Origin of the sequence: Christiangramia lutea (assembly GCF_022489035.1) — a bacterium.
Classification (GTDB): domain Bacteria; phylum Bacteroidota; class Bacteroidia; order Flavobacteriales; family Flavobacteriaceae; genus Christiangramia; species Christiangramia lutea.
The window spans coordinates 1-20,088 of record NZ_JAKVTV010000003.1 but is presented as its reverse complement, the minus strand read 5'-3'; the positions used below and the strand labels follow the sequence as shown (position 1 = coordinate 20,088).

Annotated in this window: 21 protein-coding genes and 1 other RNA gene; 16 read left to right on the top strand and 6 right to left on the bottom strand. The window is 38.5% G+C overall.

Annotated elements, in window-relative coordinates:
- Positions 1 to 133: 133 nt before the first annotated feature.
- From ML462_RS09395 to ML462_RS09355, 9 genes are all read left to right on the top strand, one after another.
- The gene (locus tag ML462_RS09395; protein WP_240713566.1) at positions 134 to 1,273 is read left to right on the top strand and encodes a porin; all 1,140 of its coding nucleotides are present in this window, start codon (positions 134 to 136) and stop codon (positions 1,271 to 1,273) included.
- A 17-nt stretch (positions 1,274 to 1,290) separates the two neighbouring features.
- Positions 1,291 to 2,916: a BCCT family transporter gene (locus tag ML462_RS09390; protein WP_240713565.1), complete on the top strand. Its 1,626-nt coding sequence runs from the start codon at positions 1,291 to 1,293 to the stop codon at positions 2,914 to 2,916.
- Positions 2,917 to 2,918: 2 nt separating this feature from the next.
- Positions 2,919 to 3,773 (top strand): universal stress protein, encoded by an 855-nt coding sequence (locus tag ML462_RS09385; protein ID WP_240713564.1) that lies wholly within the window; start codon positions 2,919 to 2,921, stop codon positions 3,771 to 3,773.
- A 101-nt stretch (positions 3,774 to 3,874) separates the two neighbouring features.
- Positions 3,875 to 5,803 carry a TlpA disulfide reductase family protein gene (locus ML462_RS09380; RefSeq protein WP_240713563.1) on the top strand — a complete coding sequence of 643 codons (1,929 nt, stop codon included), beginning with the start codon at positions 3,875 to 3,877 and terminating at the stop codon, positions 5,801 to 5,803.
- A 108-nt stretch (positions 5,804 to 5,911) separates the two neighbouring features.
- Positions 5,912 to 6,556 carry a hypothetical protein gene (locus ML462_RS09375; protein ID WP_240713562.1) on the top strand — a complete coding sequence of 215 codons (645 nt, stop codon included), beginning with the start codon at positions 5,912 to 5,914 and terminating at the stop codon, positions 6,554 to 6,556.
- Entirely contained in the window at positions 6,553 to 6,864 is a 312-nt protein-coding gene (locus ML462_RS09370) for a winged helix-turn-helix domain-containing protein (RefSeq protein ID WP_240713561.1), read from the top strand. Before ML462_RS09375 ends, ML462_RS09370 begins: the two co-directional genes overlap by 4 nt.
- Positions 6,865 to 6,953: 89 nt before the next feature.
- Complete coding sequence (locus ML462_RS09365; RefSeq protein ID WP_240713560.1) at positions 6,954 to 7,238, top strand: hypothetical protein; 285 nt, start codon at positions 6,954 to 6,956, stop codon at positions 7,236 to 7,238.
- A gap of 11 nt (positions 7,239 to 7,249) precedes the next feature.
- A complete protein-coding gene (locus tag ML462_RS09360; RefSeq protein WP_240713559.1) occupies positions 7,250 to 8,020 on the top strand; it encodes an oxygenase MpaB family protein in 771 nt (256 codons plus the stop codon).
- 10 nt (positions 8,021 to 8,030) lie between these two features.
- Positions 8,031 to 8,438: a ribosomal maturation YjgA family protein gene (locus tag ML462_RS09355; protein WP_240713558.1), complete on the top strand. Its 408-nt coding sequence runs from the start codon at positions 8,031 to 8,033 to the stop codon at positions 8,436 to 8,438.
- Here ML462_RS09355 and ML462_RS09350 read toward each other — a convergent pair.
- Both ML462_RS09350 and ML462_RS09345 read right to left on the bottom strand, forming a co-directional pair.
- Complete coding sequence (locus tag ML462_RS09350; RefSeq protein ID WP_240713557.1) at positions 8,396 to 9,235, bottom strand: endonuclease/exonuclease/phosphatase family protein; 840 nt, start codon at positions 9,233 to 9,235, stop codon at positions 8,396 to 8,398. The genes ML462_RS09355 and ML462_RS09350 overlap by 43 nt on opposite strands.
- On the bottom strand, positions 9,222 to 10,445 hold the full coding sequence (locus ML462_RS09345; RefSeq protein ID WP_240713556.1) for an NAD(P)-dependent oxidoreductase: 1,224 nt from the start codon (positions 10,443 to 10,445) through the stop codon (positions 9,222 to 9,224). Before ML462_RS09345 ends, ML462_RS09350 begins: the two co-directional genes overlap by 14 nt.
- Positions 10,446 to 10,857: 412 nt before the next feature.
- Here ML462_RS09345 and ssrA point away from each other — a divergent pair.
- Positions 10,858 to 11,256: a transfer-messenger RNA gene (gene ssrA, locus ML462_RS09340) on the top strand.
- 123 nt (positions 11,257 to 11,379) lie between these two features.
- Positions 11,380 to 11,622, top strand: coding sequence for a GIY-YIG nuclease family protein (locus tag ML462_RS16175; protein ID WP_423738476.1), 243 nt, complete (start codon positions 11,380 to 11,382; stop codon positions 11,620 to 11,622).
- A gap of 292 nt (positions 11,623 to 11,914) precedes the next feature.
- On the opposite strand, the gene ML462_RS09335 is transcribed toward ML462_RS16175, so the two are convergent.
- Positions 11,915 to 12,607: a DsbA family oxidoreductase gene (locus ML462_RS09335; protein ID WP_240713555.1), complete on the bottom strand. Its 693-nt coding sequence runs from the start codon at positions 12,605 to 12,607 to the stop codon at positions 11,915 to 11,917.
- Between the two features lie 683 nt (positions 12,608 to 13,290).
- Between ML462_RS09335 and ML462_RS09330 the strand changes: the two genes are divergently transcribed.
- On the top strand, positions 13,291 to 14,406 hold the full coding sequence (locus ML462_RS09330; RefSeq protein ID WP_240713554.1) for a DUF2914 domain-containing protein: 1,116 nt from the start codon (positions 13,291 to 13,293) through the stop codon (positions 14,404 to 14,406).
- Between the two features lie 24 nt (positions 14,407 to 14,430).
- Here ML462_RS09330 and ML462_RS09325 read toward each other — a convergent pair whose 3' ends face one another.
- The 3 genes from ML462_RS09325 to ML462_RS09315 all read right to left on the bottom strand — a co-directional run bounded on the left by ML462_RS09325 (position 14,431) and on the right by ML462_RS09315 (position 15,373).
- Complete coding sequence (locus ML462_RS09325; protein WP_240713553.1) at positions 14,431 to 14,757, bottom strand: hypothetical protein; 327 nt, start codon at positions 14,755 to 14,757, stop codon at positions 14,431 to 14,433.
- A gap of 109 nt (positions 14,758 to 14,866) precedes the next feature.
- Entirely contained in the window at positions 14,867 to 15,013 is a 147-nt protein-coding gene (locus ML462_RS09320) for a hypothetical protein (RefSeq protein ID WP_240713552.1), read from the bottom strand.
- An 81-nt stretch (positions 15,014 to 15,094) separates the two neighbouring features.
- A complete protein-coding gene (locus ML462_RS09315; RefSeq protein ID WP_240713551.1) occupies positions 15,095 to 15,373 on the bottom strand; it encodes a hypothetical protein in 279 nt (92 codons plus the stop codon).
- 284 nt (positions 15,374 to 15,657) lie between these two features.
- Here ML462_RS09315 and ML462_RS09310 point away from each other — a divergent pair, with 284 nt between their 5' ends.
- From ML462_RS09310 to ML462_RS09295, 4 genes are all read left to right on the top strand, one after another.
- Positions 15,658 to 17,508 (top strand): tetratricopeptide repeat-containing sensor histidine kinase, encoded by a 1,851-nt coding sequence (locus ML462_RS09310; protein ID WP_240713550.1) that lies wholly within the window; start codon positions 15,658 to 15,660, stop codon positions 17,506 to 17,508.
- Between the two features lie 8 nt (positions 17,509 to 17,516).
- A complete protein-coding gene (locus ML462_RS09305) occupies positions 17,517 to 18,182 on the top strand; it encodes a response regulator (protein ID WP_240713549.1) in 666 nt (221 codons plus the stop codon).
- A 1,073-nt stretch (positions 18,183 to 19,255) separates the two neighbouring features.
- Complete coding sequence (locus ML462_RS09300) at positions 19,256 to 19,537, top strand: type II toxin-antitoxin system RelE/ParE family toxin (RefSeq protein WP_240713548.1); 282 nt, start codon at positions 19,256 to 19,258, stop codon at positions 19,535 to 19,537.
- Between the two features lie 12 nt (positions 19,538 to 19,549).
- Positions 19,550 to 19,849 carry a HigA family addiction module antitoxin gene (locus tag ML462_RS09295; RefSeq protein WP_240713547.1) on the top strand — a complete coding sequence of 100 codons (300 nt, stop codon included), beginning with the start codon at positions 19,550 to 19,552 and terminating at the stop codon, positions 19,847 to 19,849.
- The last annotated feature ends 239 nt before the right edge of the window (positions 19,850 to 20,088 follow it).

The following is a 20,088-nucleotide window of genomic DNA, read 5'->3' as shown; positions in this document are numbered from 1 at the left end:
CTGATGAATGGTATATTTTAGAGGAAATTTTGGAGACTTCAATTAAATTAAAGTATTCTTAAATTTTTTCAGGTTTTTCGTTTCAGAAAGGATTCTAAGGTAACTTGAGTGGAATAACTAATCCTGGGACCCTATGAAACAGCATTATTCCTCTATCTGCATATTTTTTTGGCTTGCCTTGGCCTTATTCCCTACTCAGATTAACGCTCAGGAAAAGCCGAAGGTAGATTTTGGTGGAGCATTGCGTTTTAACTATAATTTATCTTCCTGGAAAGAAGGACAAAAAAATCGCGGTGGTGATTTCGGTTTTGATCTTTTCAGGCTGGATGTGACAGGATCTTATGAAGGCCTATTCACAAGATTTGAATACAGATTCTACTCAGATACCTTTGGAGGTAATTTTCTGAAGGAGGGAACCGTGGGATATAATTTTGATGAAAAAAATACAGTAGAATTTGGTCTCATCAAGGTTCCCTTCGGTATAGAACGCTATAATTCCCATAATTTCTTCTTCAATTTACCCTATTATGTTGGTCTGGAAGATGATTATGATATGGGAGCCGCTTTTACACATATCGGCGAGAAACTGGAATATCATCTAGGGTATTTTAAAAATGCTGAAGAAGAGATTTTTGGGGATGCCTCAGAGCATACTTCCAGCAGATATGCCTACGATATTGTTGGTCGCAACAAGGAGATTCATCAGTTCAATGCTAAGATTGTATATAAACCACTAAAAGATCCTTCTCACAAAATAGGGGTTTCCGGGCAATATGGAGGAATTTATAACCTGGACACAGAAAATATTGGAGATCGCTACGCTTTCGCCTTGCATTATCAATATAAAACCGAGGATTGGTTTATTAAGGCACAAGGTCTCACAGCGTCTTTTAGTCCCGAAAACGCTGTGGGTGAATCCAGGCAATCTATCATGATGGGTGCTTTCGGGGCTCCATATGAAGTAGCGACAGAATTTGAAATTTACAATGTTGGAATTTCCCGAATCCTGGATATTAATACCAAACTCGTTAAACACATCGAGGTATACAATGACTTCGGGTATATGCGAAAAAGAAATTCGGGCTTTGAAGATTCTTTTATGAACGTGGTTGGTATGTTGTTTAGTTCGGGTCCCGTTTTCTGTTTTATAGATTACGCCGCCGGGTATAATCACTCCTGGCTGGGAGGAGATTACGTAGACGACTTTGCAGTTGGAGATCCCGATGCTAAATGGGAGGCAAGATTTAATATTAATATTGGCTATTATTTTTAATAACTGAATAAATTTTTATGGCAGAGAAAGTTACCAGAAGTGACGAAAAGAAATCGATCTTTGGTTTGAAGGTAAACGGACCGGTCTTTTTTACATCGTCCATTTTTATTGTTGCAAGTATTGTTCTAACCCTTGTGTTCAGGAAAAAAGCCGAAAGCTTTTTTACCGATCTTCAAACCGGTGTGGCCGAGAATGCCGATTGGTTTTTTATTCTCTGTATTAATTTATTCCTGGTGTTCCTGATCTATCTCGCACTTGGTAGATTCGGAAAACTTCGTATAGGAGGACAGGACGCCAAACCTGAATTTAAAACACTCTCCTGGTTCGCCATGCTATTTAGTGCCGGAATGGGTATTGGTTTATTGTTCTTTGGAGTTGGAGAACCGGTGATGCATTTTAACACCCCTCCCACCGCCGATCCTCAAACCGCAGATGCCGCCAGAGAGGCTATGAATTTCACCTTTTTACATTGGGGTTTTCATGCCTGGGCCGTTTATGCACTGGTGGGACTTTCTTTAAGTTATTTCACGTACACTAGAGGACTTCCTCTTACCATAAGATCAATTTTCTATCCTTTCTTAGGTGACAAGATCTATGGAAAAATTGGAGATGCGATTGATATATTTGCGGTCCTGGCAACCCTTTTTGGCCTGGCCACATCACTCGGATTTGGAGTACAACAGATCGCTTCAGGATTAAATCACGTTTTCGACCTTCCTGCCGGGATCACAACACAGGTAACGATAATTGCAATTATCACCGGTATTGCTACAATGTCGGTAGTTCTTGGAGTAGATAAAGGAGTAAAAGTATTGAGTGAATGGAACATGAGAATTGCCGTAGTATTGCTAATTCTCGCATTAATACTGGGACCAACCATATTTATCTTCAGGTCATTTGTGGAAAATACCGGGAGCTACCTATATAATTTCTTGGAAATATCAACCTGGAGTGAAACTTACTCCAATGGATCCTGGCAGAATGACTGGACCGTGTTTTATTGGGGATGGTGGATTGGCTGGTCTCCGTTTGTTGGTATGTTCATAGCACGTATTTCTAAAGGTAGAACCGTAAGAGAATTCATTTTAGGAGTTTTACTGGTACCTTCTCTGGTTACATTCTTCTGGATGTCGGCTTTTGGTAGTGTCGCCATAGACCAGATCATGGAAGGAAATAACGTTCTTAACGAAGCAGTGAACGATGATATAGCGACAGCTCTATTCGTTTTCTTCCAGGATTATCCGCTGTCCATGGTAATTAATATCGTCGCCGTGTTGCTAATAGCAGGATTCTTTATAACCTCCTCAGATTCCGGGTCGCTGGTAATAGACAGTCTTACTTCCGGAGGAAAAATAGATGCGCCCGTAGGTCAAAGAATCTTCTGGGCGGTTACCGAAGGGTCGGTCGCGGCCGTACTTCTAATTGGCGGAGGATTACAGGCGCTGCAAACAGCCACCATTGTTACCGGATTGCCCTTTGCCCTCATTTTGCTGGTGATGTGCTATTCTCTTTATAAAGGTTTAAAAGAGGATTTCAGGAAACTTCAGGAAAAGAAATCTGAGAAACAAATGGAAAATTACGAGGAGATCGTAGCCGAGATCGTAGAAAAAAGGAATTTAGAAACTTCAGAAAAAAACGAATAATCATGAAAAGCATCAGCAGGATACTGGTTGCATTAGATTTAACCAGTATAGATACAGACCTTATCCAGTATGCTTCCTTCCTATCTGGACTTATCAAGCCAGAAAAGATCTATTTTGTTCATAATATTAAGAAATATGAGATCTCTGATCTTTTTCAGGAACAGCTGAAAAGACTGGATCTGGAAAAGATGATCAGCGAGGAACTTGAAGACAAGGTTGCCAGAAATTTTGATGCCGATGTGGAACATGAGGTACTTATTTCAGAAGATCCCTATACCGAATCGCTGGTAAATTATGTTGTTCAGAAATATGCCATAGACCTGGTTGTGGTAGGTAATAAGGTCAAAGATCATGGGACAGGAGTGGTTTCTGAAAAACTAATGAAACTTTTGAAATGCGATATTCTGTCTGTTCCGGCGGAACCAGGTTTAAAGCTAAAGAGCATCTGGGCAGGAACCGATTTTTCAAAGGAATCTGTTAAAGTATTTCAGGTGGCTGCCTATCTCTTAGAAATAAATGAAGCAGCCGTAAGCGCGGTGAACATTTTTAATGTACCTGTTCAGTTTACTCCCTACCTAAACAAAGAGGAGATGATCCCTCGAATTGAAAATCATACCCGGGAAAAATTCGAAAAATTCCTAAAACGACATTCGATCACGGGATGCGACAAAAAGATCATACGTGGCAGAGATTCCAGTGTAGCGGAAAACCTGTCGAATGAATCGGAAAAAGCTGGAGCAGATCTACTTATCGTCGCTGATAAAGGAGGAAATGTATTCTCTTCTCTATTAGTTGGTTCGGTGACCGATGAACTTTTTGACCGTAGTCTTAAAATTCCGCTTTGGGTAGCCAAATAATTTACACGAAAACGTTAGTCGTCGAATAATCTGAACGAAGTTCCTCTAAGTGCTATAAAATGAGTAGTTTTATTGGTCATGAACCAATATTAAACCTATTTATGAAGAATTTCATTCAATTACTGGCCTTCTCAGCCATGGTTACCTTTGTCTCCTGTGGAGAAGATTATTCTGAAAAGGAAGAGGGCATGGAAATGGGAAAACTTTATATTTCCAAGTCCAAACCACAACCCGGAGAAACTATTAATATCAGGTATTCCGGTGAATTTAACCAGAAAACCGAAGCTACCGTAAATTATCTTGTAAAAACTAAGCATTATCCGGTAGATCTTGAATTTCGAGATTCAGCTGGTACACACTACGCTAGTTTGAATATACCAGATACCATTCAGGCCATTGCATTCAACTTTAAGAATAATGATATTTTCGAGTCGAATAACCGCAAAGGTTATGTGATGCCTCTTTACGATGAAAATGGCGAACAGGTGAAAGGCGCCTTAGCTTCCAGAGGTTATTACTACACTAACCAGGCAGACAGATACAATGTTAAGGTTGAGCCAGATTCAGTACTTGTACTAATGGAAAAAGAACTGGAAAAAAATCCAGAACTGGAAAAGGATTACGAAGCGTCTTATGCCGAGGTACTTCTAAAATCTGATCGAAAAAAAGGGCTGGAATATATAGATAAACGTATCGCAGACTATTTTGGCCGAGATAGCCTTGAGACAAAAGGAATAAATTCTCTTTACCGGTTGTATGAGATCAAAGGCGCAGACAAGGAAAGTGATTCATTGAAAGCGATCGCCCTGGAAAAATACCCAAAAAGCAATGTAGCTCAAATGGACCTGGTGATGAAGGCGGTACGGTCTAAAGATCTGGAGGAAAAGGTAAATAGCTTCAAAAAATTCGAAGAACTTGGGATCGATAATGAGAATTTCCGGAATGTGATGCTACGTTACATCGCTATGGCCTATGCTAAAGAACAGAACTGGGAAGAATTTCAGAAATATGTGAATAAGATCGATACGGAAACTACAAAAGCCGGTTTATATAATAGTGTCGCCTGGGAATTAGCAGAAAAAGGTGAGGAACTGGAAAAGGCTGCAGAACTATCGAAAGAATCCCTTGAAATCCTTCGTAAGAGTGAAGGTGATTATGAGAATAAACCAGATTACTATTCCAGAAAGCAGTATGATAAATCGCTTGCCTTCAGTGAAAGTATGTATGGGGACACTTATGCATTCACTCTTTATAAACAAGGGAAGATTGAAGAAGCGATCGCCATTCAGGAAAAGGCTTTAACCGATGAATCCTCTTCTGATATGACCACACGTTACGTGGAATATCTTATTGAAGCTGGTGATTATAAAAAAACCCTGGACAAGGCAGAGCAGTTTATCATTGAGAACCGCGCTGAATCAGAAATGAAAGAATACCTGAAAAAGGCATATTCTGAAGGTGATAACGATGATGATTTTGATGCTTACTATGCATCGCTTGAAGAAAAAGCTATGGAAAAAGCAAGGGAAAATCTTCTGAAGGAAATGTTAGATGAAGAGGCTCCCTCCTTCCAGCTTACAGACCTTCAGGGTAACGAAGTAGCTCTTAGTTCTATGAAGGGTAAAACCGTTATTCTTGATTTCTGGGCAACTTGGTGTGGACCATGTAAAAAGTCTTTCCCCGGAATGCAGAAAGCAGTTGAAAAATATGCCTCTAATGAGAATGTAGAATTTCTTTTCGTAAATACCTGGGAACCCGGTGAAGACCGGGATGAAAAGGTTTCCGATTTCATCGAAAAAAATGATTATGATTTTCATGTGATCATGGATGAAGTTGTAGCTGACGGTAGCCGTGACTTCACAGTAGTTTCAGACTATGGGATTAATGGAATTCCTACCAAGATCATTATAGGGCCTAAAGGGAATATAAATTTCCGAAAAGTTGGGTATAGTGGTAATAATGAAAAAATGCTGAAAGAGATTGGTTTAATGATAGAGTTAACTCAAAAAGATTCACAGCCAGAAGCTTAAAAAGCTTAGAAAAATTAAAGCCTCGCTATAAGCGGGGCTTTTTTTATGCTGAATTTATTTTTTTCATTCAGAAAAATAAACTTACTTTGTTTTTCAAAGTACTTTAAAATGGAAAATAAAAAGTATCTGGACGATCTAAGCGAGATCCGGAATATGATGAACCGCTCCTCCCGATTCATTTCTCTAAGCGCACTTGCCGGAGTTTTTGCAGGGATTTATGCGATCATTGGTGCGATACTTGCCATCAGCATTCTTGCCGGCGGTGGGTCGATTTACGAAGAGAATTACAATGCGGTGGTTGCAAGTAATATTAGTACCGAAGTGATTCAGCAATTAATACTGATTGCTTTAGGCGTTCTGGTCTTGGCAATTGGTACCGCCATTTTTCTTACTACCAGAAAAGCAAGTAAGAACGATCAGAAAATTTGGGATCATACCAGTAAACGGCTACTAATTAATTTTTTTATTCCGCTTTTCTCTGGAGGGCTATTTTGCCTGGTCCTTTTGCAATACGGACTTATCGGGCTTATCGCGCCGGCCATGCTTATTTTTTACGGCCTGGCTTTAATTCACGGAAGTAAATATACTTTTGCCGATCTGAAAAGTCTTGGATATGCCAACCTGTTACTCGGGCTTATCGCTACCCAGTTCATTGGCTACGGAATCTATTTCTGGGCGATTGGTTTTGGGCTCTTTCATATTATTTACGGCATCTGGATGCATAATAAATATGACAGAAAAACCGCTGAATGAAGAATATTATAAGCAATATTAATAAGGCCTTCGATCATCGTATCCGGCTTGGGATCATGAGCGTGCTTATGGTGAATGAATTTGTCGATTTCAAAACCCTGAAGGAGCTTTTGGGAGCAACCGATGGTAATGTGGCCAGTCATACTAAGGCTTTAGAAAAACAGAAGTATATTATTGTTGAAAAATCATTTATAGACCGCAAACCGAATACGCGATATATCGCTACGGCAAAAGGCCGGAAGGCTTTCCAGGAACACCTGGATGCATTGGAAAAGCTATTGAAAGCCGGAAATGAACTGAACAAATAAATCATTCATGAATTAAGCACTATATTTTTTTATCAATTTACTTTGAATTTCAAAGTACTTAATACTAAACCACTTTTAAATTTAAAATTATGAAAACAAACAGATTATTAATTGTCTTTTTGATCGTGGGAGCTATCCTGCTCATCCCATTCCTCGCCATGCAATTCGATACCGGAGTTAACTGGTCTGCCTTCGATTTTATCGTAATGGGAATCCTGTTACTTATTACGGGAATTGCTATCGAGCGTGCACTGAGCATGGTTTCTTCAGCTAGAAACCGACTTATCATTTGCGGGATCATACTAATGGCTTTTTTACTTGTTTGGGCCGAGCTGGCGGTAGGAGTTTTCGGAACTCCATTTGCAGGTAGTTAAACTAAAAAATCATGGATTATTTCGTTAAAAAAGATTCGATCGTAAGGGAAATCTGGGGAAAGAGCGATACAATATTGTTCATTTTCGCCGGAGCTTCCGCCGAATTCGCCCTCAACAAAGGTGTGGACTGGCTTTTCTATACCGGCAGATTACCAGAAGATCCTTTAGGAAGACTATTTTCTACCGTAGAATACGCAAGGAAAATAGTATTTTCTCCTAAACATGAAGCGGAGACAGCTATTCAAAAGATCAACACCATTCACGCTTCAGTGGAAGGAAGTCGGGGTAAATCGATACCGGACTGGGCATACCGGGATGTTTTGTTTATGCTAATCGATTATTCCATACGGTCCTGCGAAATCCTGAAGCGCCCTCTTTCCTATTCCGAAAAGGAAGAGGTCCTCGAAGTCTTCCACAGGGTGGGCAAAGGAATGCATATGAGGGAACTACCCAACTCGTTCGAAGACTTTAAAAGTATGAGAAAAAATCATCTTGAACAGCACCTGGCTTACGGAGATTTCTCGAGGGAACTCTACAGGCAGTACCGAAAACACCTCGGATATTTTAGGTATCGCCTTCTCATCGAAACCCAGATCCTGATATGTCCGAAAACGGTAAAAAAGATCATGTTTTTCAGGAAAGTTTCTGTGTTATCACCCCTACTCTTTTTCTACCGGTTCAGCAGGAAGATCAACCTGGACTGGTTGCTGAAATCTCTAATCCTGCCTTCAGAATATAAAAGCCAGATCAAATCTCTAAACCATCATCCTAATCACATTTAAATCTCTAAGCTTGAAAAGAGATAAGAAACTACATTATTTTCTTGGCTTTTGCTTTTTGCTTCTGGTCGAAGTCCTGATCGCCATTTATATAAAAGATGATTTTATTAGGCCTTACCTAGGCGATTTCCTCGTCGTGATCCTGCTCTATTGTTTTTTGATGAGCATTACCAGATTTTCGATCATAAAAGCATTAAGCAGCGTGCTTCTATTTTCATTTGCAGTGGAATTCTTCCAGCTGATCAACATCGTAAAAGTTTTGCAATACCAGTTGCCCGAAATCTTCTTTATCATCCTGGGGAGCAGTTTTTCAGTTTTGGATCTGCTGGCTTATAGCCTCGGAATTTTTCTCGTAGGTTTTATCGAATTTTACCGGACTTATTCTTCGGGAAATTCCACCTCTACCATTACTGGCAAATGATCTGAAGGATAGCGCAAGTCTTTGGAATCGCTTAAAACCGCGTATTTCTTCACTTTCACTTTCTCATTGCTGAAAATGTAGTCTATCCGGCGGGTAACAGGTTCGCTAAAGTTATAGCCATTAAATGTTCCCTCCGGTCCGAAAGTATTTTCGGCCTTGTCTTTAGAATCAGCCAAAAATTCTGAGATCATTTTTATTTCTTCGGAATCTGGCTCCAGGTTAAAATCACCCATCAGTAATACCGGGAGGTTGTCCTTATTCAATTCTTTGATCTTTGAAATGATCAATTTTGAACTCTCTTGACGGGCCTCCGTTCCCACATGGTCAAAATGGGTATTGAAGATCCAGAACTTCTCTCTGGTTTTTTTATTCTCAAAAAGTGCATAGGTACAAACCCGGTTAAAATCGGCATCCCATCCCCTGCTTACCTCATCTGGAGTTTGAGAAAGCCAGAAAGTATCTTCTTTTAAAACTTTGAAATTGTCCTCTTTGTACAGGATCGCACTGAATTCTCCTTTATCTCCTCCATCCCTTGCTTCACCAATAACTGCGTAATTTTTGATATTTTCTGAAAAATGATCCAGCTGAGACTTCACTGCTTCCTGCATTCCCAGTACATCCGGCTCATAAAAATTGATCTGGCTTGTGATCCAGTCTTTCCGCTTGGACCAGCTGTTCTCACCATCATTTTCGTTGGCATACTTGATATTGTAAGTCATTACCTGGGTCTGTGCCATCATCGTAAGGCTAAGAAGAAAGAGTACCCCGGTTAAAAAAATAGATCTAATTGTCATCATTATTGTGCTTTCCGTTTACATAATCCTGAAGGTAAGAATATAACGGAGTTAATTTTCCATCTTTTGTCATCCGAGCTCTTCCCAGAATTCCATCTTTATCTTCATTAAAAAATGCAGGAATTACATGCTCCAGGAACATCTCCCCAAAGCCTTCACTGGCATCTTTGGGCAGCTCGCATGGCAAATTATCTACCGCCATAATTGCAATAGCCTTAGGATCCTTAAAATCTGCTTCGGAACCTGTTTTCTTGTCGTAGCCGTAAAAAGGTTCAGCGATGGTGGAAGGCCTGATGGTAGATGCTACCGGACCGGCAATATCACAGGAGATATCGGCTACATATTTTATTCGGAAATCCTTGTGGCGAACATCGTCCTTTGAATAAAAAACTGGTGCTCCCTGTCCGTAAAAATGCCCGGCGATAAAAACATCGCTGGTCTTGGCGAATTTCATAAAATCGGAATCATAATTTTCAGGGACATTATAGAACTCCTTGCGGCTACCTTCAGCGCCGTCCTTTCTTTTTGCGTAGTCTAACACATCGATATGACAAAATACCGGCTGATCGAATTCGTTGACCAGGTACGTTTCCGGGTTTACTTGTTTCATTTTTAAATGCTCCAGAATTTCCCTCGCTCCATGTGCCACTTTTCCACTACCGGTAAGCACGAATTTATAAAGTGGCAATTCGATACCGTCCAGTTCTTTTAGCATAGCATCCAGATCTGGCAGGTCTTCGGCCTTGGGTAACTGGAATTTGTTTTCCTTGACACCGATAGCCCGAATTCCGTTATAGGCACCCACCAGCCCGGCATAACGACCAAAACCTATGAGCCTGGCCTTATTTTTATCGGTGATCACCTCATGATCGTATAATTCTATCGTTCTTGACAGAATTTCACGAAGCAGGTCACGATTATATGGCTGCTTTTTGATGGTATGGGAAAAGAAAAAGTACTTTTTGTCAGGTATCAAATTCGGGATCGGTACTTCTTTTACTCCCAGAAGTACGTCGCAATCACTGATATCTTCGGAAACTTCAAAACCTGCTTTTCGATATTCATCATCGCTAAATATCCTGATATCAGAACTTTCCACTTTAAAGGAAGCTTCCGGAAATTTGGAAACCACCTTTTTAAGCATATCGGGAGAAAAAACCACTCTCCTGTCTGGTGGTGTTTTTCGTTCTTTGATCAGGGCGAATTTTATCATTTATGGTATAGGTTTTGCGTAGTTTAGTAGTGTCTCAAAGATATAAATTTAATTGAGTATCTTTGCTGGCCCGATTGTAAACTACAGTCGGATTTCTTTGACCCTTCGCCTACGCTCAGGGTTCAAGAATTTTGAAATATTGAAAGGGTTATGCTGTCCTGATAAATCGGGAGTTTCAGCATTTCCATAGGTCCTGAAACAAGTTCAGGACGAATTCGAACTGGTTAAAACCTAACAATTTTAACCGTTCTCATTCGCGTTAGGGATAGCAGCGGAAATCCTTTTTTTAAGTGCTGAGCTTGTCTAAGCACGACAAAAAAGATTGCAGCGAATAGCCCGACCCCGCCTGAGCGGGGTAACGCCCGCATAATTATTACAATTATTGCGGCAAAGAAGATGTTCATTATTTTATGGGGTCGACTTGGTTTTGACAGCGAGTCTAATTGAGTTGTAAGCACGTAGAGCGCTGGGATATAGCTCTTAAATCTCATGTTTCACACTTTTTTAAACGGCGAGAATAACTACGCCTTGGCTGCGTAACCGAATTATAGTACGTTACCTTAATCCCTGCTAGGCAGGGAACCAAGATGTCTCGTGAAAGCCTTGATTTACGGCGTTCACATTAGAGGCACCGATAAAGTAAATATAGGGAGCTCAGGGCCTTGATGAGTTCCTGAAATTTAAACGAGGATACGTGTAAAGTTGGTGGTTTTCGGCCGGCTTTGCATCGACAATTAAGTGAAAACTAAACGTGTAGAAAGCAGCTGAATTGCTTGTTTGGACGAGGGTTCGAACCCCTCCGACTCCACCTTCGCTCGCCGAAGCTCATTTTTGAGCGAAGGCGAGCTTTTTTATTCTATCACCTTTCCTTATTTTTAATCTACTTTTTTTATTGCGAGCTACGGGGACGCAGTCCACTATCATTTTAAATAGAATGGATACCCGGATTGTTTATTTATTAGAATGTTCTGACAAAACAATCTATGTGGGTTGCACCTCTAACTTCCAACGCCGTTTCCAGGAACATTGTGCAGGAAAAGTGAAATCTACTAAACAAAGATTGCCGGTTTTTCTTGTTACCCAAATTCATTTTAATGATAAGTATAAAGCCTATGCCTTTGAAAAATATTTGAAAACCGGTTCTGGAAGAGCCTTTCTCAATAAAAGGTTAGTCTAAAGCAGATTTTTGGTTTTATGACCTTTGGACTGCAAGAAAAACCGGATGCTATTACGGGGTGGGAGTGCCTGGTTGAGGCGCAGTCAACCTCTTCGCTCGCCGAAGCTCATTTTTGAGCGAAGGCGAGCTTTTTTATTCTATCATCTCTCCTTATTTTTAATCTACTTTTTTTATTGCGAGCTTGCGCCTCTAATAAAGCTTAGGCGCACGTGGGCGGTGGACGGAGGTCCAAGATGCAGTTTAGATCAAGTTGATTGGTATAATAGCCTATTTAAATATGGCAAGGGGTTTTTTAGTCACAATTTTCCTCGCTGGTACACGAATCCCCTTCAGAGATCTTAAGTTCGGAATTCTTTTCCTTCCAGACCGTTTCTAAAGTCTGAAGGAAAGTTTCAACTGGCTGGGCCCCGGAAATGGCATATTTATCATCAAATACAAAAAATGGAACTCCTCGAACACCAATATTCCTGGCCTCCATCTCGTCCTGCTTCACTTCATAAGCATAGGCATCAGAATTTAAAACCTGCTTAACCTCTTCAGCATCCAGGTCTATAGACGTTGCAACCTCTAATAGAACGGAGATATCATCAATATTTTTTCCGTCTTCAAAATGAACTTTAAACAGAATTTCCTTAATCTCGTTCCCTAAATTCCTCGTTTTAGCAAATTGAATAAGGCGGTGTGCTTTAAAAGAATTCGCCAGGATCCCTTCCTGAAGATTCATTGAGATACCTGCTTCCTCTGCCATCTTTGTAGCTCCGCTGAACATCTGCAGCGCCTGCTCTTCACTCACACCTTTAGCCTCTATGAAATACTCCAGCATTGAGGTATGGGGATCGGTTTTTAAGGATGGATCGAGCTGAAAGCTTTTCCAAACGATTTCTACTTTGTCTTTATTTGGAAATTGTTCCAGGGCATCTTCAAATTTTTTCTTTCCTATATAACAGAAAGGACATCTAACATCTGACCAAATACTTACTTTCATATATCGCCTTAATTTTCAATAATTACCGGGCTGACTAGTTAACCCGGGTCAAATTTACAACAAGTCTGCCAGAATGCGGATACTGGTGGCTTGGATTCCGACTATTCCTGTTGAAGTGAATCACTCTTAATTATATTTCATTTAAAATTCCATACAATCAAATTCAAAATATGACTATTGTTATTTCTAAGAATAATTTTCTGAATGATTAAATGGCAAATTTGAAAGAAAAAAATAAGCACCCATTCTGATTTTTGATTTTACTTCCCATAGAGCTGTAGGCATTTCCTTTCTGAAATTGGTTCGAATAAAATTTCGCGATAAGAAGTACTTATAAGAAGCGCAACGGTTTATGTAGCCTGTTTAGCCCTAAATTTTATCGGTTTTGGAAGAAAGGAAAATGCGAAGGTAAATTAATCAGATCGAGGCGGTTTTTCAGCGACTCTATAATATTGCGACATATTTTATCGCCCTATCTTGGTTAATTTGTTCTGAACTTCTAAATACACAGAATCAACTTTTTATATCTGCTCCGACTCAAAAGAAAATATAGATAAATTCCTTTCCCCTGAAATATCTGATAAAATCCTGGTTCCGCCTTTTCCATAAGCTCTCTTGGATTAAAGTCAAAGCAAATAACAGGATGAAGTTTTTATCCTAAATTTGGCGCTACTAGATCCAGTATGAAAAGAACTTTAGTAAGATATAGAAATACTGCTTTTGGAAGGTTTGTTTTTCGCAATCAAAAGTACGCTCCCATTATTTTTTTTATGGGTGGTTTTATTTTTGACACCCTTACCCTGGGGCGAATAGATCGCGTTTACGATACGGTGGTACTTTGTTCGCATATGACCTTATTGTCCATAACGCTTTATTTATTCAATACCGTGGATGAAGACAAGTTGGAAGGAAGTTTTATTGAACGTTATTCCGAATATTTCCCGCTAGCCATACAGTTCTTCTTTGGCGCACTTTCAAGTGCTTTTGTCATCTATTTTTTCAGAAGTGTGTCCATGTCAAAAACCATGTTTTTTTTCATACTGCTGGTGATGCTCTTATTTGCAAATGAGTTTCTTAAAAGGAAGATCTCCAACAAATATCTTCAGTTCAGTATTTATTTTTTTATCAGTTTTACCTTTTTCGCCTTTATTATTCCCACGCTGACCAAGGAAATGAATACCTTCATTTTCATCATTTCGGGGCTTATTAGCTTGGGGTGTACGCTAGCACTCATCACATTTATTTACAGTTCAAGCCCAGGCACAAGAGCTGAGATAAGTCTGAAAAAACTGATCGGTCTTATCCTTTCTATCTATATATCGATCAATGTTTTTTACTATTTCAATCTTATTCCACCGGTTCCGCTAGCTATGGACACAGGTTTGGTGGCTCATGATGTGCGAAAAATAAATAACGAATACATCGTTACTTACGAGAAGAATCCATGGTATATATTCTGGCGTAAACATGACGTCACTTTTCATCATCAGGCAGGTGAGAGAGTTTATGTGTTCACTTCTGTTTTTGCACCTACAGATTTAAAAAAGTCCATTTTCCATAGGTGGAAATGGTACAATTCAGAAAATAGAAAATGGGAAGTTACCGATGATATTGATTTTGAAGTTGCCGGTGGGCGTGATCGTGGTTTCCGGGGATATACCTATAAAAATAACCTTAAAGAAGGCCAATGGAAGGTTGAAGTAATAACAGAAGAGGAACTAATCCTTGGGATTGTGGATTTTGAGATTAAAAACACTGCTGAACCTCATAAAGGAGGAATGGTAAAGAAATCATTTTAACAACTATCATCTCATTACTATCTTTTATAACCCACTGTGAGTATCGGAACTATGTCTACAATGATATACTTCCGCCCGATACCGTAATATAATTCTGTTTCTGTCTCTTTCCTCGAAATTTATAGTTACGTATTTACTCAATTGAATTTTACATTCTACCTTTCCCAGGTCTATGCTATTAACTATTTTCAATTCCAGAGTAGCGAGAATAACATCCGGGCTAGCTACATGTAAACACAACTCATAGCCTCCAAAAGTTCCTTCTTCCAGGTTTGTCCTGTTGCCATAATTGCGTTCTGCGACTATGTGCTGGTGTTGTTCTTCGGTGAGGGTTATCTCTAGTTTTCTCATATTGATTTTAATTAAAATACAAGACTACAAATAGACTACGACAAAATGTGTCGTAAACAGAAAGGAACCCGATCATTGACCGGGCACCTCTTCTATTATCTTTAAAATTCTATAATTCAGAAGTAGAACTAAATTCTTTTGCTGATAGATCCTGAACAATTCCATTTTTCATATCCAGATATTCATCTTTAGAAATCTCTTCATATTCTTTAATATTACCTTCTTTATCAAGTTTTGCGATTGAATATTCCGGCATTTTTTCATTGCTAGCCAGTGACGGATCCATAAGCGGAGTACCTTCAACAATTATTTTAGACTGTCCGTATAAAATTGCCCATCAGGATTTTGAGTAAACTACTCCATCAACTAGGGCTACAGCTCCGGGAGTGGATTCAATCGCGCGATCAATTGCCTCTTTTAAATGTGGCCTTCCAAAAGGTATGAATAAAATTATATGAGCTTTATCTACTCCTTCATTCCTATTTGTATTTCGAGTGAAAGTGCTGGCTCTGGAAAGATCTACATTTTTAGTTGAAATGATTGTAAAATCAGTAATACGATAAGCACAACTTGAAAGTAGAATGCAAGCCAAAAGTAAAAGGGTAATTTTTTTCATGAAAAATTTAGATAAACCATTTCAATCCCTAAAATGGAGTTAGTATTTCAAAAACGTGAGATTGTAATTAGAAGATCAGCTCTGAAATTTTAATTAACGTTTCAGCGGCAAACCTAAATGAACCACCTCTAAATTTTGTACGGTTTTCCGTAAAGGGGTGTCTTATTTTAGTGAACTAACTAGAAACATTTTTTATTTATTTTCGCTTTATGAACCTACGCCCCCTGCTTCATCTTTTTGGTATTTTATGTTTCCTGTTGCTATGCTCCTGCACCCACGAAAAAATGTCTCCTGATCCTATACAAACCAAGCAGGATTCTTCTTTTTATTATTTTGAGAAAGGAAAAAATTCTGAAGGGATCCGCGAGAAAATCTCAAATTTCAACAAAGCTCTTCGGATCATAAAAAATGAAAAGGATACGCTAATAACCGATATACTTGATTACAAAATATATTATCATAACCGGATCAAGGAATATGACAGTTCGCTTTATTTTTCAGATAGTCTAATCAACTCCGCAACAACACAAAAGGACACCGGCCAGATCGCTAAGGGATACTATCGAAAATCGATAGTTTTCAGGTCCCTTAAAAAATATGACCAACAATTTGAGAATGCTTTTAGAGCAAGTAAGTTCGACTTAGCAATAGGTGACACTTCCAGTGCCGGCAGAAGATTATCTGAAATGGCTTTTGCTCAAAGTCTCACGACCGATTATATCGGCGCTCAGGAATCGGGAACCGAAGCTTTAAAATATCTTTCTGAAGAAGATTCTTCCTATATAAGCAATGCTTACAATACCATTGCTACGGCATACCGAAACCAGGGATTTTATCAGGATGCGGTCAAGGAATGGAGAAATGCGCTCAAATATGCAACCACCATCCGGGATAGTCTCAGCAACCTGAATAACATCGCACTTACTCTTCAGGACCAGGAAAAATATGATGAAGCCTTGAAAATTTTTGAGGATATCATCGAAAGATCTAACGAAACCAATAAAACTTCAAAAGCAAGGTTCATTGATAATTATGCCTATACAAAATGGTTGCAGGATTCTTCGGCAATTGTCATAGACGAACTATTACAGGCGGTGGAATTCAGGAGGAGGGAAAATGATCAAAATGGACTTCTGGCGAGTTATGATCATCTTTCAGATTATTACCAGTTCAAAAGTAAGCGGCTTTCCAGGATTTATGCCGACAGTTTATTGCAGACTGCTCAAAATACCAGTAGCAAGACTTCACAACTAAATGCACTTCAAAAGCTAATTCAACTTTCACCTTCAAATGAGATAAAGAATTTATCCAAAATCTATATACAACTGAATGATAGCATTAGGAAGGAGAATATTCGGGCTAAAAATTTCTTCGCGAAGATCAGGTATGATGAAAAACAAAAGCAGGAGGAAATTAGATCCTTGGAAGCAGAATCTAGCGAACAGCGATTACAAACCGAAGAATTAAAAAATCAAACGATCATTCTATCCCTGGGTGGAATGCTGATCCTGGTGAGTAGCGTATTCGGTTTTTATTATTTAAGGCAGCGACACGAAAAGGAAAAAATTCAGGAAGCTTATAAGACCGAATCCAGGATTTCTAAAAAGATTCACGATGAACTGGCTAACGATGTCTATAATGTAATGGGTGGCATGCAGAACATCGCGCCAAATCACTTGATGGATAAACTGGAGCATATCTACAAGCGCACCCGTAATATTTCCAGGGAGAACAGCAGTATTCATACAGGCGATAATTACCTGCCCCATTTGGTCTCTACGCTTAGTTCTACAATTTCCGAAAATACGAGACTTATTCTCCGAGGTGAAGAAACTATTTACTGGAATAACATTAGCCAGGAGAAGAAGATCATCCTTTACAGGGTTTTGCAGGAAATAATGATCAATATGAATAAACACAGCAAGGCAAGGTTGGTGGCCATCATATTTTCTGAAGAAAAGAATTCATTGAAGATCCAGTATACGGATAATGGTATTGGGGTAACAAAAACAAACCTTAAATCTGGTAATGGAATTCAAAATATGGAAAACCGTATTTTTTCTATAAAAGGAAGACTTAATTTTGAAATCGAACAGGAAAAAGGATTAAAAATTTTCATCCAGATTCCAATATAGTAACCGGCATGTTTAAAAAAATATTAGTAGCAGAAGATATGGACAGTATCAACCATGCCGTTGCATCTGTTTTAAAAGAACTAAATATCCCGGAAGTAGCCCATGCCCAATATTGCGACAAAGCCTGGCTGCTGGCAAAAAAAGCTTCTCAGGATGGAGAGCCTTTTGATCTGCTCATCTGTGATCTTTCGTTTAAAGATGATCACCGCGAAGAAAAGATCAAAACTGGAAAGGAATTGATCGCGATCTTAAAATCTGAAAATCCTGATCTCAAGATCCTGGTGAATTCAATAGAGGATCATCCACAATCTGTTAGAGAGCTTTGGGATTCCGGGAATATCGATGCCTATGTTTGTAAAGATCGTCACGGACTTAGAGAGTTAAAAGCTGCGATTTTTTGTTTGAATGATGGTGAATCTTATAATTCACCTTCCATCGAAAAGATCCTGAAACAAAACAATGTGCTGACTTTAAATGATTTTGAAATTAATATTGTAAAATTTCTGGCCAATGGATTTACCCAGGACCAGATAGAACAAAAATTGAAAAGTCAGAACTTAAAACCTAATAGTAAAAGTGCCATTGAAAAACGTTTAAAGGAATTAAGAGACGAATTCAACGCCAATACCAATCCGCATCTTATTTCGATCATGAAGGATCTACAACTTATCTAATAATATAATATGCCAGACCTTAAAAGGTGAATTGGGTAGGGTCGATTTACTAACCTAGGCTGGCATATTTTTTACCATCTTTTAGCTTAAAAGTGTCTTCATAATAAGTTGAATTTTGTTCAAGTGTAACTAATCCGGTGATCAATTTTTTACAGCCTCTTGAAAGCCCTGCAAACTCAGCATAATTTTAAAAATGGTCGTTCCTTCAGACTCCACTTTTTGAGTGCTAAACTCAATCAAAAACCCCGGAATCCTGGGATTTACCGGTTTTTTTCATTTTCAGGTGAAAAAATGGGTGACCATTCAATCATTGAGTTTCCCCTATTTAACCCAGATTATAAAGGCCACTAAAACCTAGGCTTATCCCGGAGAGGAATCCTATAAAAGTGTATATTCGTTCTCATATAACACGTTACCTCTAATTACTCCGACAAAAACGAAATCTGAACTTCATTAGCTAAAATTAAAAAAGTGCTGAACGAAATTTGCCTAATATTGTTTTCTTTAAACTGAATTTCAACTAAAAATAAAAAGATCAAAAGGAAAATTTAAAAAAATGCTTTTCATATTTTCCACTCTGACTGGAAAAAATACAAAACGAAATTTGCCTAAAATCAACTTCATTCTATTGGGGATTTCAACTTGAAAAATAAATAATCAAAAGAAAAATTCAGAAAAGAAAAAAAAGAAAAAAACTGAATTTCAAAATTCTAACTCCGACTAAAAAAACAAAAATTTCCTAAAAAAGAATACAGGAAAGAACGTGTTTTCTTTTAATTCTGCTAACATTCATAATTTTTGTTGTTGTAGCGCAGCGATGGTCGTTTTTAGAGCTTACTCAAACGTGTCGTAACTAGAGGTAACAACGGTTCATCGCCAATAAGCGGCACCGTTAGAAAGAAAATAATTAACTTGACCAACGAATCAATACTAAGCCGACAACTCCGCGTCCCTTACTCCGCCAACTGGCGATAACCGAGACCGTTAGGCAGCATAATTTTATCGTGCTCGGAACTTCTTATTTTTAAATTTTTACTTATCTTTGGCGTTAGTAACGTAAAACAAAATTATTTGTGATAAAATCATTTGCAGATAAAGAAGCTGACAAAATTTGGAATGGAACCCAATCAAGAAAGCTTCCTGCTAATATCCAAAACGTAGCAAGAAGAAAATTAAGAATGATAAATAATGCTCAAAATATAAATGACTTAAGAATTCCACCAGCAAATCATTTAGAAAAACTAAGTGGGAATTTAGAAGGTTTTCATAGCATTAGAATTAATAAACAATGGAGAATAATGTTCAAATGGGAAAATGACAATGCCTTTGAAGTTCAAATTATTGATTATCATTAAAAAGATAAAAAAATGAAAAAGTTAGAAAATATACATCCTGGAGAAGTTTTAAAAGAAGAGTTTTTAGATCCAATGGAAATAACTGCTTACCGACTTTCCAAAGAAACTTTTATTCCTCAAACTCGGATTAGTGAAATCATTAAAAAGAAAAGAAGAATTACAGCAGATACAGCACTACGACTTTCAAAATATTTTGGAACAACTGCTAAATTTTGGTTGGGATTACAAGATGATTATGATTTGGAAGAAGAAAAGAATTTAAAAGAGGCAGAATTTAATAACATAAAACCGTTAGAAAATAACGCTGCCTAACAACGGCTCATCGCCAATAACGGGTATCATCGAAAAAGTGTAATTTTAGAAACCAGGAAATAGAACAAATAAGCCGACAACTCCGCGTCCCAACTCCCGCAACTGGCGATAGCCGAGACCGTTAGCTAACATTTTTTAGAAAGAGTGAAATTAGGAGAAATCATATTCTATTTAGCAGTTTCATTAATTGGAATAACCTTTTTATATCAACTTTTAAAGATCATGCTTAAGGGAACTAA

Excerpts from the sequence above, each read along its gene's own strand:
- ML462_RS09320 (WP_240713552.1), bottom strand. The coding sequence starts at position 15,013 with ATGCCGGAATATTCAATCGCAAAACTTGATAAAGAAGGTAATATTAAA.
- ML462_RS09395 (WP_240713566.1), top strand. The coding sequence starts at position 134 with ATGAAACAGCATTATTCCTCTATCTGCATATTTTTTTGGCTTGCCTTG.
- ML462_RS09315 (WP_240713551.1), bottom strand. The coding sequence starts at position 15,373 with ATGAAAAAAATTACCCTTTTACTTTTGGCTTGCATTCTACTTTCAAGT.
- ML462_RS09295 (WP_240713547.1), top strand. The coding sequence starts at position 19,550 with ATGAAAAAGTTAGAAAATATACATCCTGGAGAAGTTTTAAAAGAAGAG.
- ML462_RS09335 (WP_240713555.1), bottom strand. The coding sequence starts at position 12,607 with ATGAAAGTAAGTATTTGGTCAGATGTTAGATGTCCTTTCTGTTATATA.
- ML462_RS09370 (WP_240713561.1), top strand. The coding sequence starts at position 6,553 with ATGAAGAATATTATAAGCAATATTAATAAGGCCTTCGATCATCGTATC.
- ML462_RS09350 (WP_240713557.1), bottom strand. The coding sequence starts at position 9,235 with ATGATGACAATTAGATCTATTTTTTTAACCGGGGTACTCTTTCTTCTT.
- ML462_RS09345 (WP_240713556.1), bottom strand. The coding sequence starts at position 10,445 with ATGATAAAATTCGCCCTGATCAAAGAACGAAAAACACCACCAGACAGG.
- ML462_RS16175 (WP_423738476.1), top strand. The coding sequence starts at position 11,380 with ATGGATACCCGGATTGTTTATTTATTAGAATGTTCTGACAAAACAATC.
- ML462_RS09375 (WP_240713562.1), top strand. The coding sequence starts at position 5,912 with ATGGAAAATAAAAAGTATCTGGACGATCTAAGCGAGATCCGGAATATG.
- ML462_RS09365 (WP_240713560.1), top strand. The coding sequence starts at position 6,954 with ATGAAAACAAACAGATTATTAATTGTCTTTTTGATCGTGGGAGCTATC.
- ML462_RS09390 (WP_240713565.1), top strand. The coding sequence starts at position 1,291 with ATGGCAGAGAAAGTTACCAGAAGTGACGAAAAGAAATCGATCTTTGGT.
- ML462_RS09380 (WP_240713563.1), top strand. The coding sequence starts at position 3,875 with ATGAAGAATTTCATTCAATTACTGGCCTTCTCAGCCATGGTTACCTTT.
- ML462_RS09330 (WP_240713554.1), top strand. The coding sequence starts at position 13,291 with ATGAAAAGAACTTTAGTAAGATATAGAAATACTGCTTTTGGAAGGTTT.
- ML462_RS09310 (WP_240713550.1), top strand. The coding sequence starts at position 15,658 with ATGTCTCCTGATCCTATACAAACCAAGCAGGATTCTTCTTTTTATTAT.
- ML462_RS09385 (WP_240713564.1), top strand. The coding sequence starts at position 2,919 with ATGAAAAGCATCAGCAGGATACTGGTTGCATTAGATTTAACCAGTATA.
- ML462_RS09305 (WP_240713549.1), top strand. The coding sequence starts at position 17,517 with ATGTTTAAAAAAATATTAGTAGCAGAAGATATGGACAGTATCAACCAT.
- ML462_RS09325 (WP_240713553.1), bottom strand. The coding sequence starts at position 14,757 with ATGAGAAAACTAGAGATAACCCTCACCGAAGAACAACACCAGCACATA.
- ML462_RS09360 (WP_240713559.1), top strand. The coding sequence starts at position 7,250 with ATGGATTATTTCGTTAAAAAAGATTCGATCGTAAGGGAAATCTGGGGA.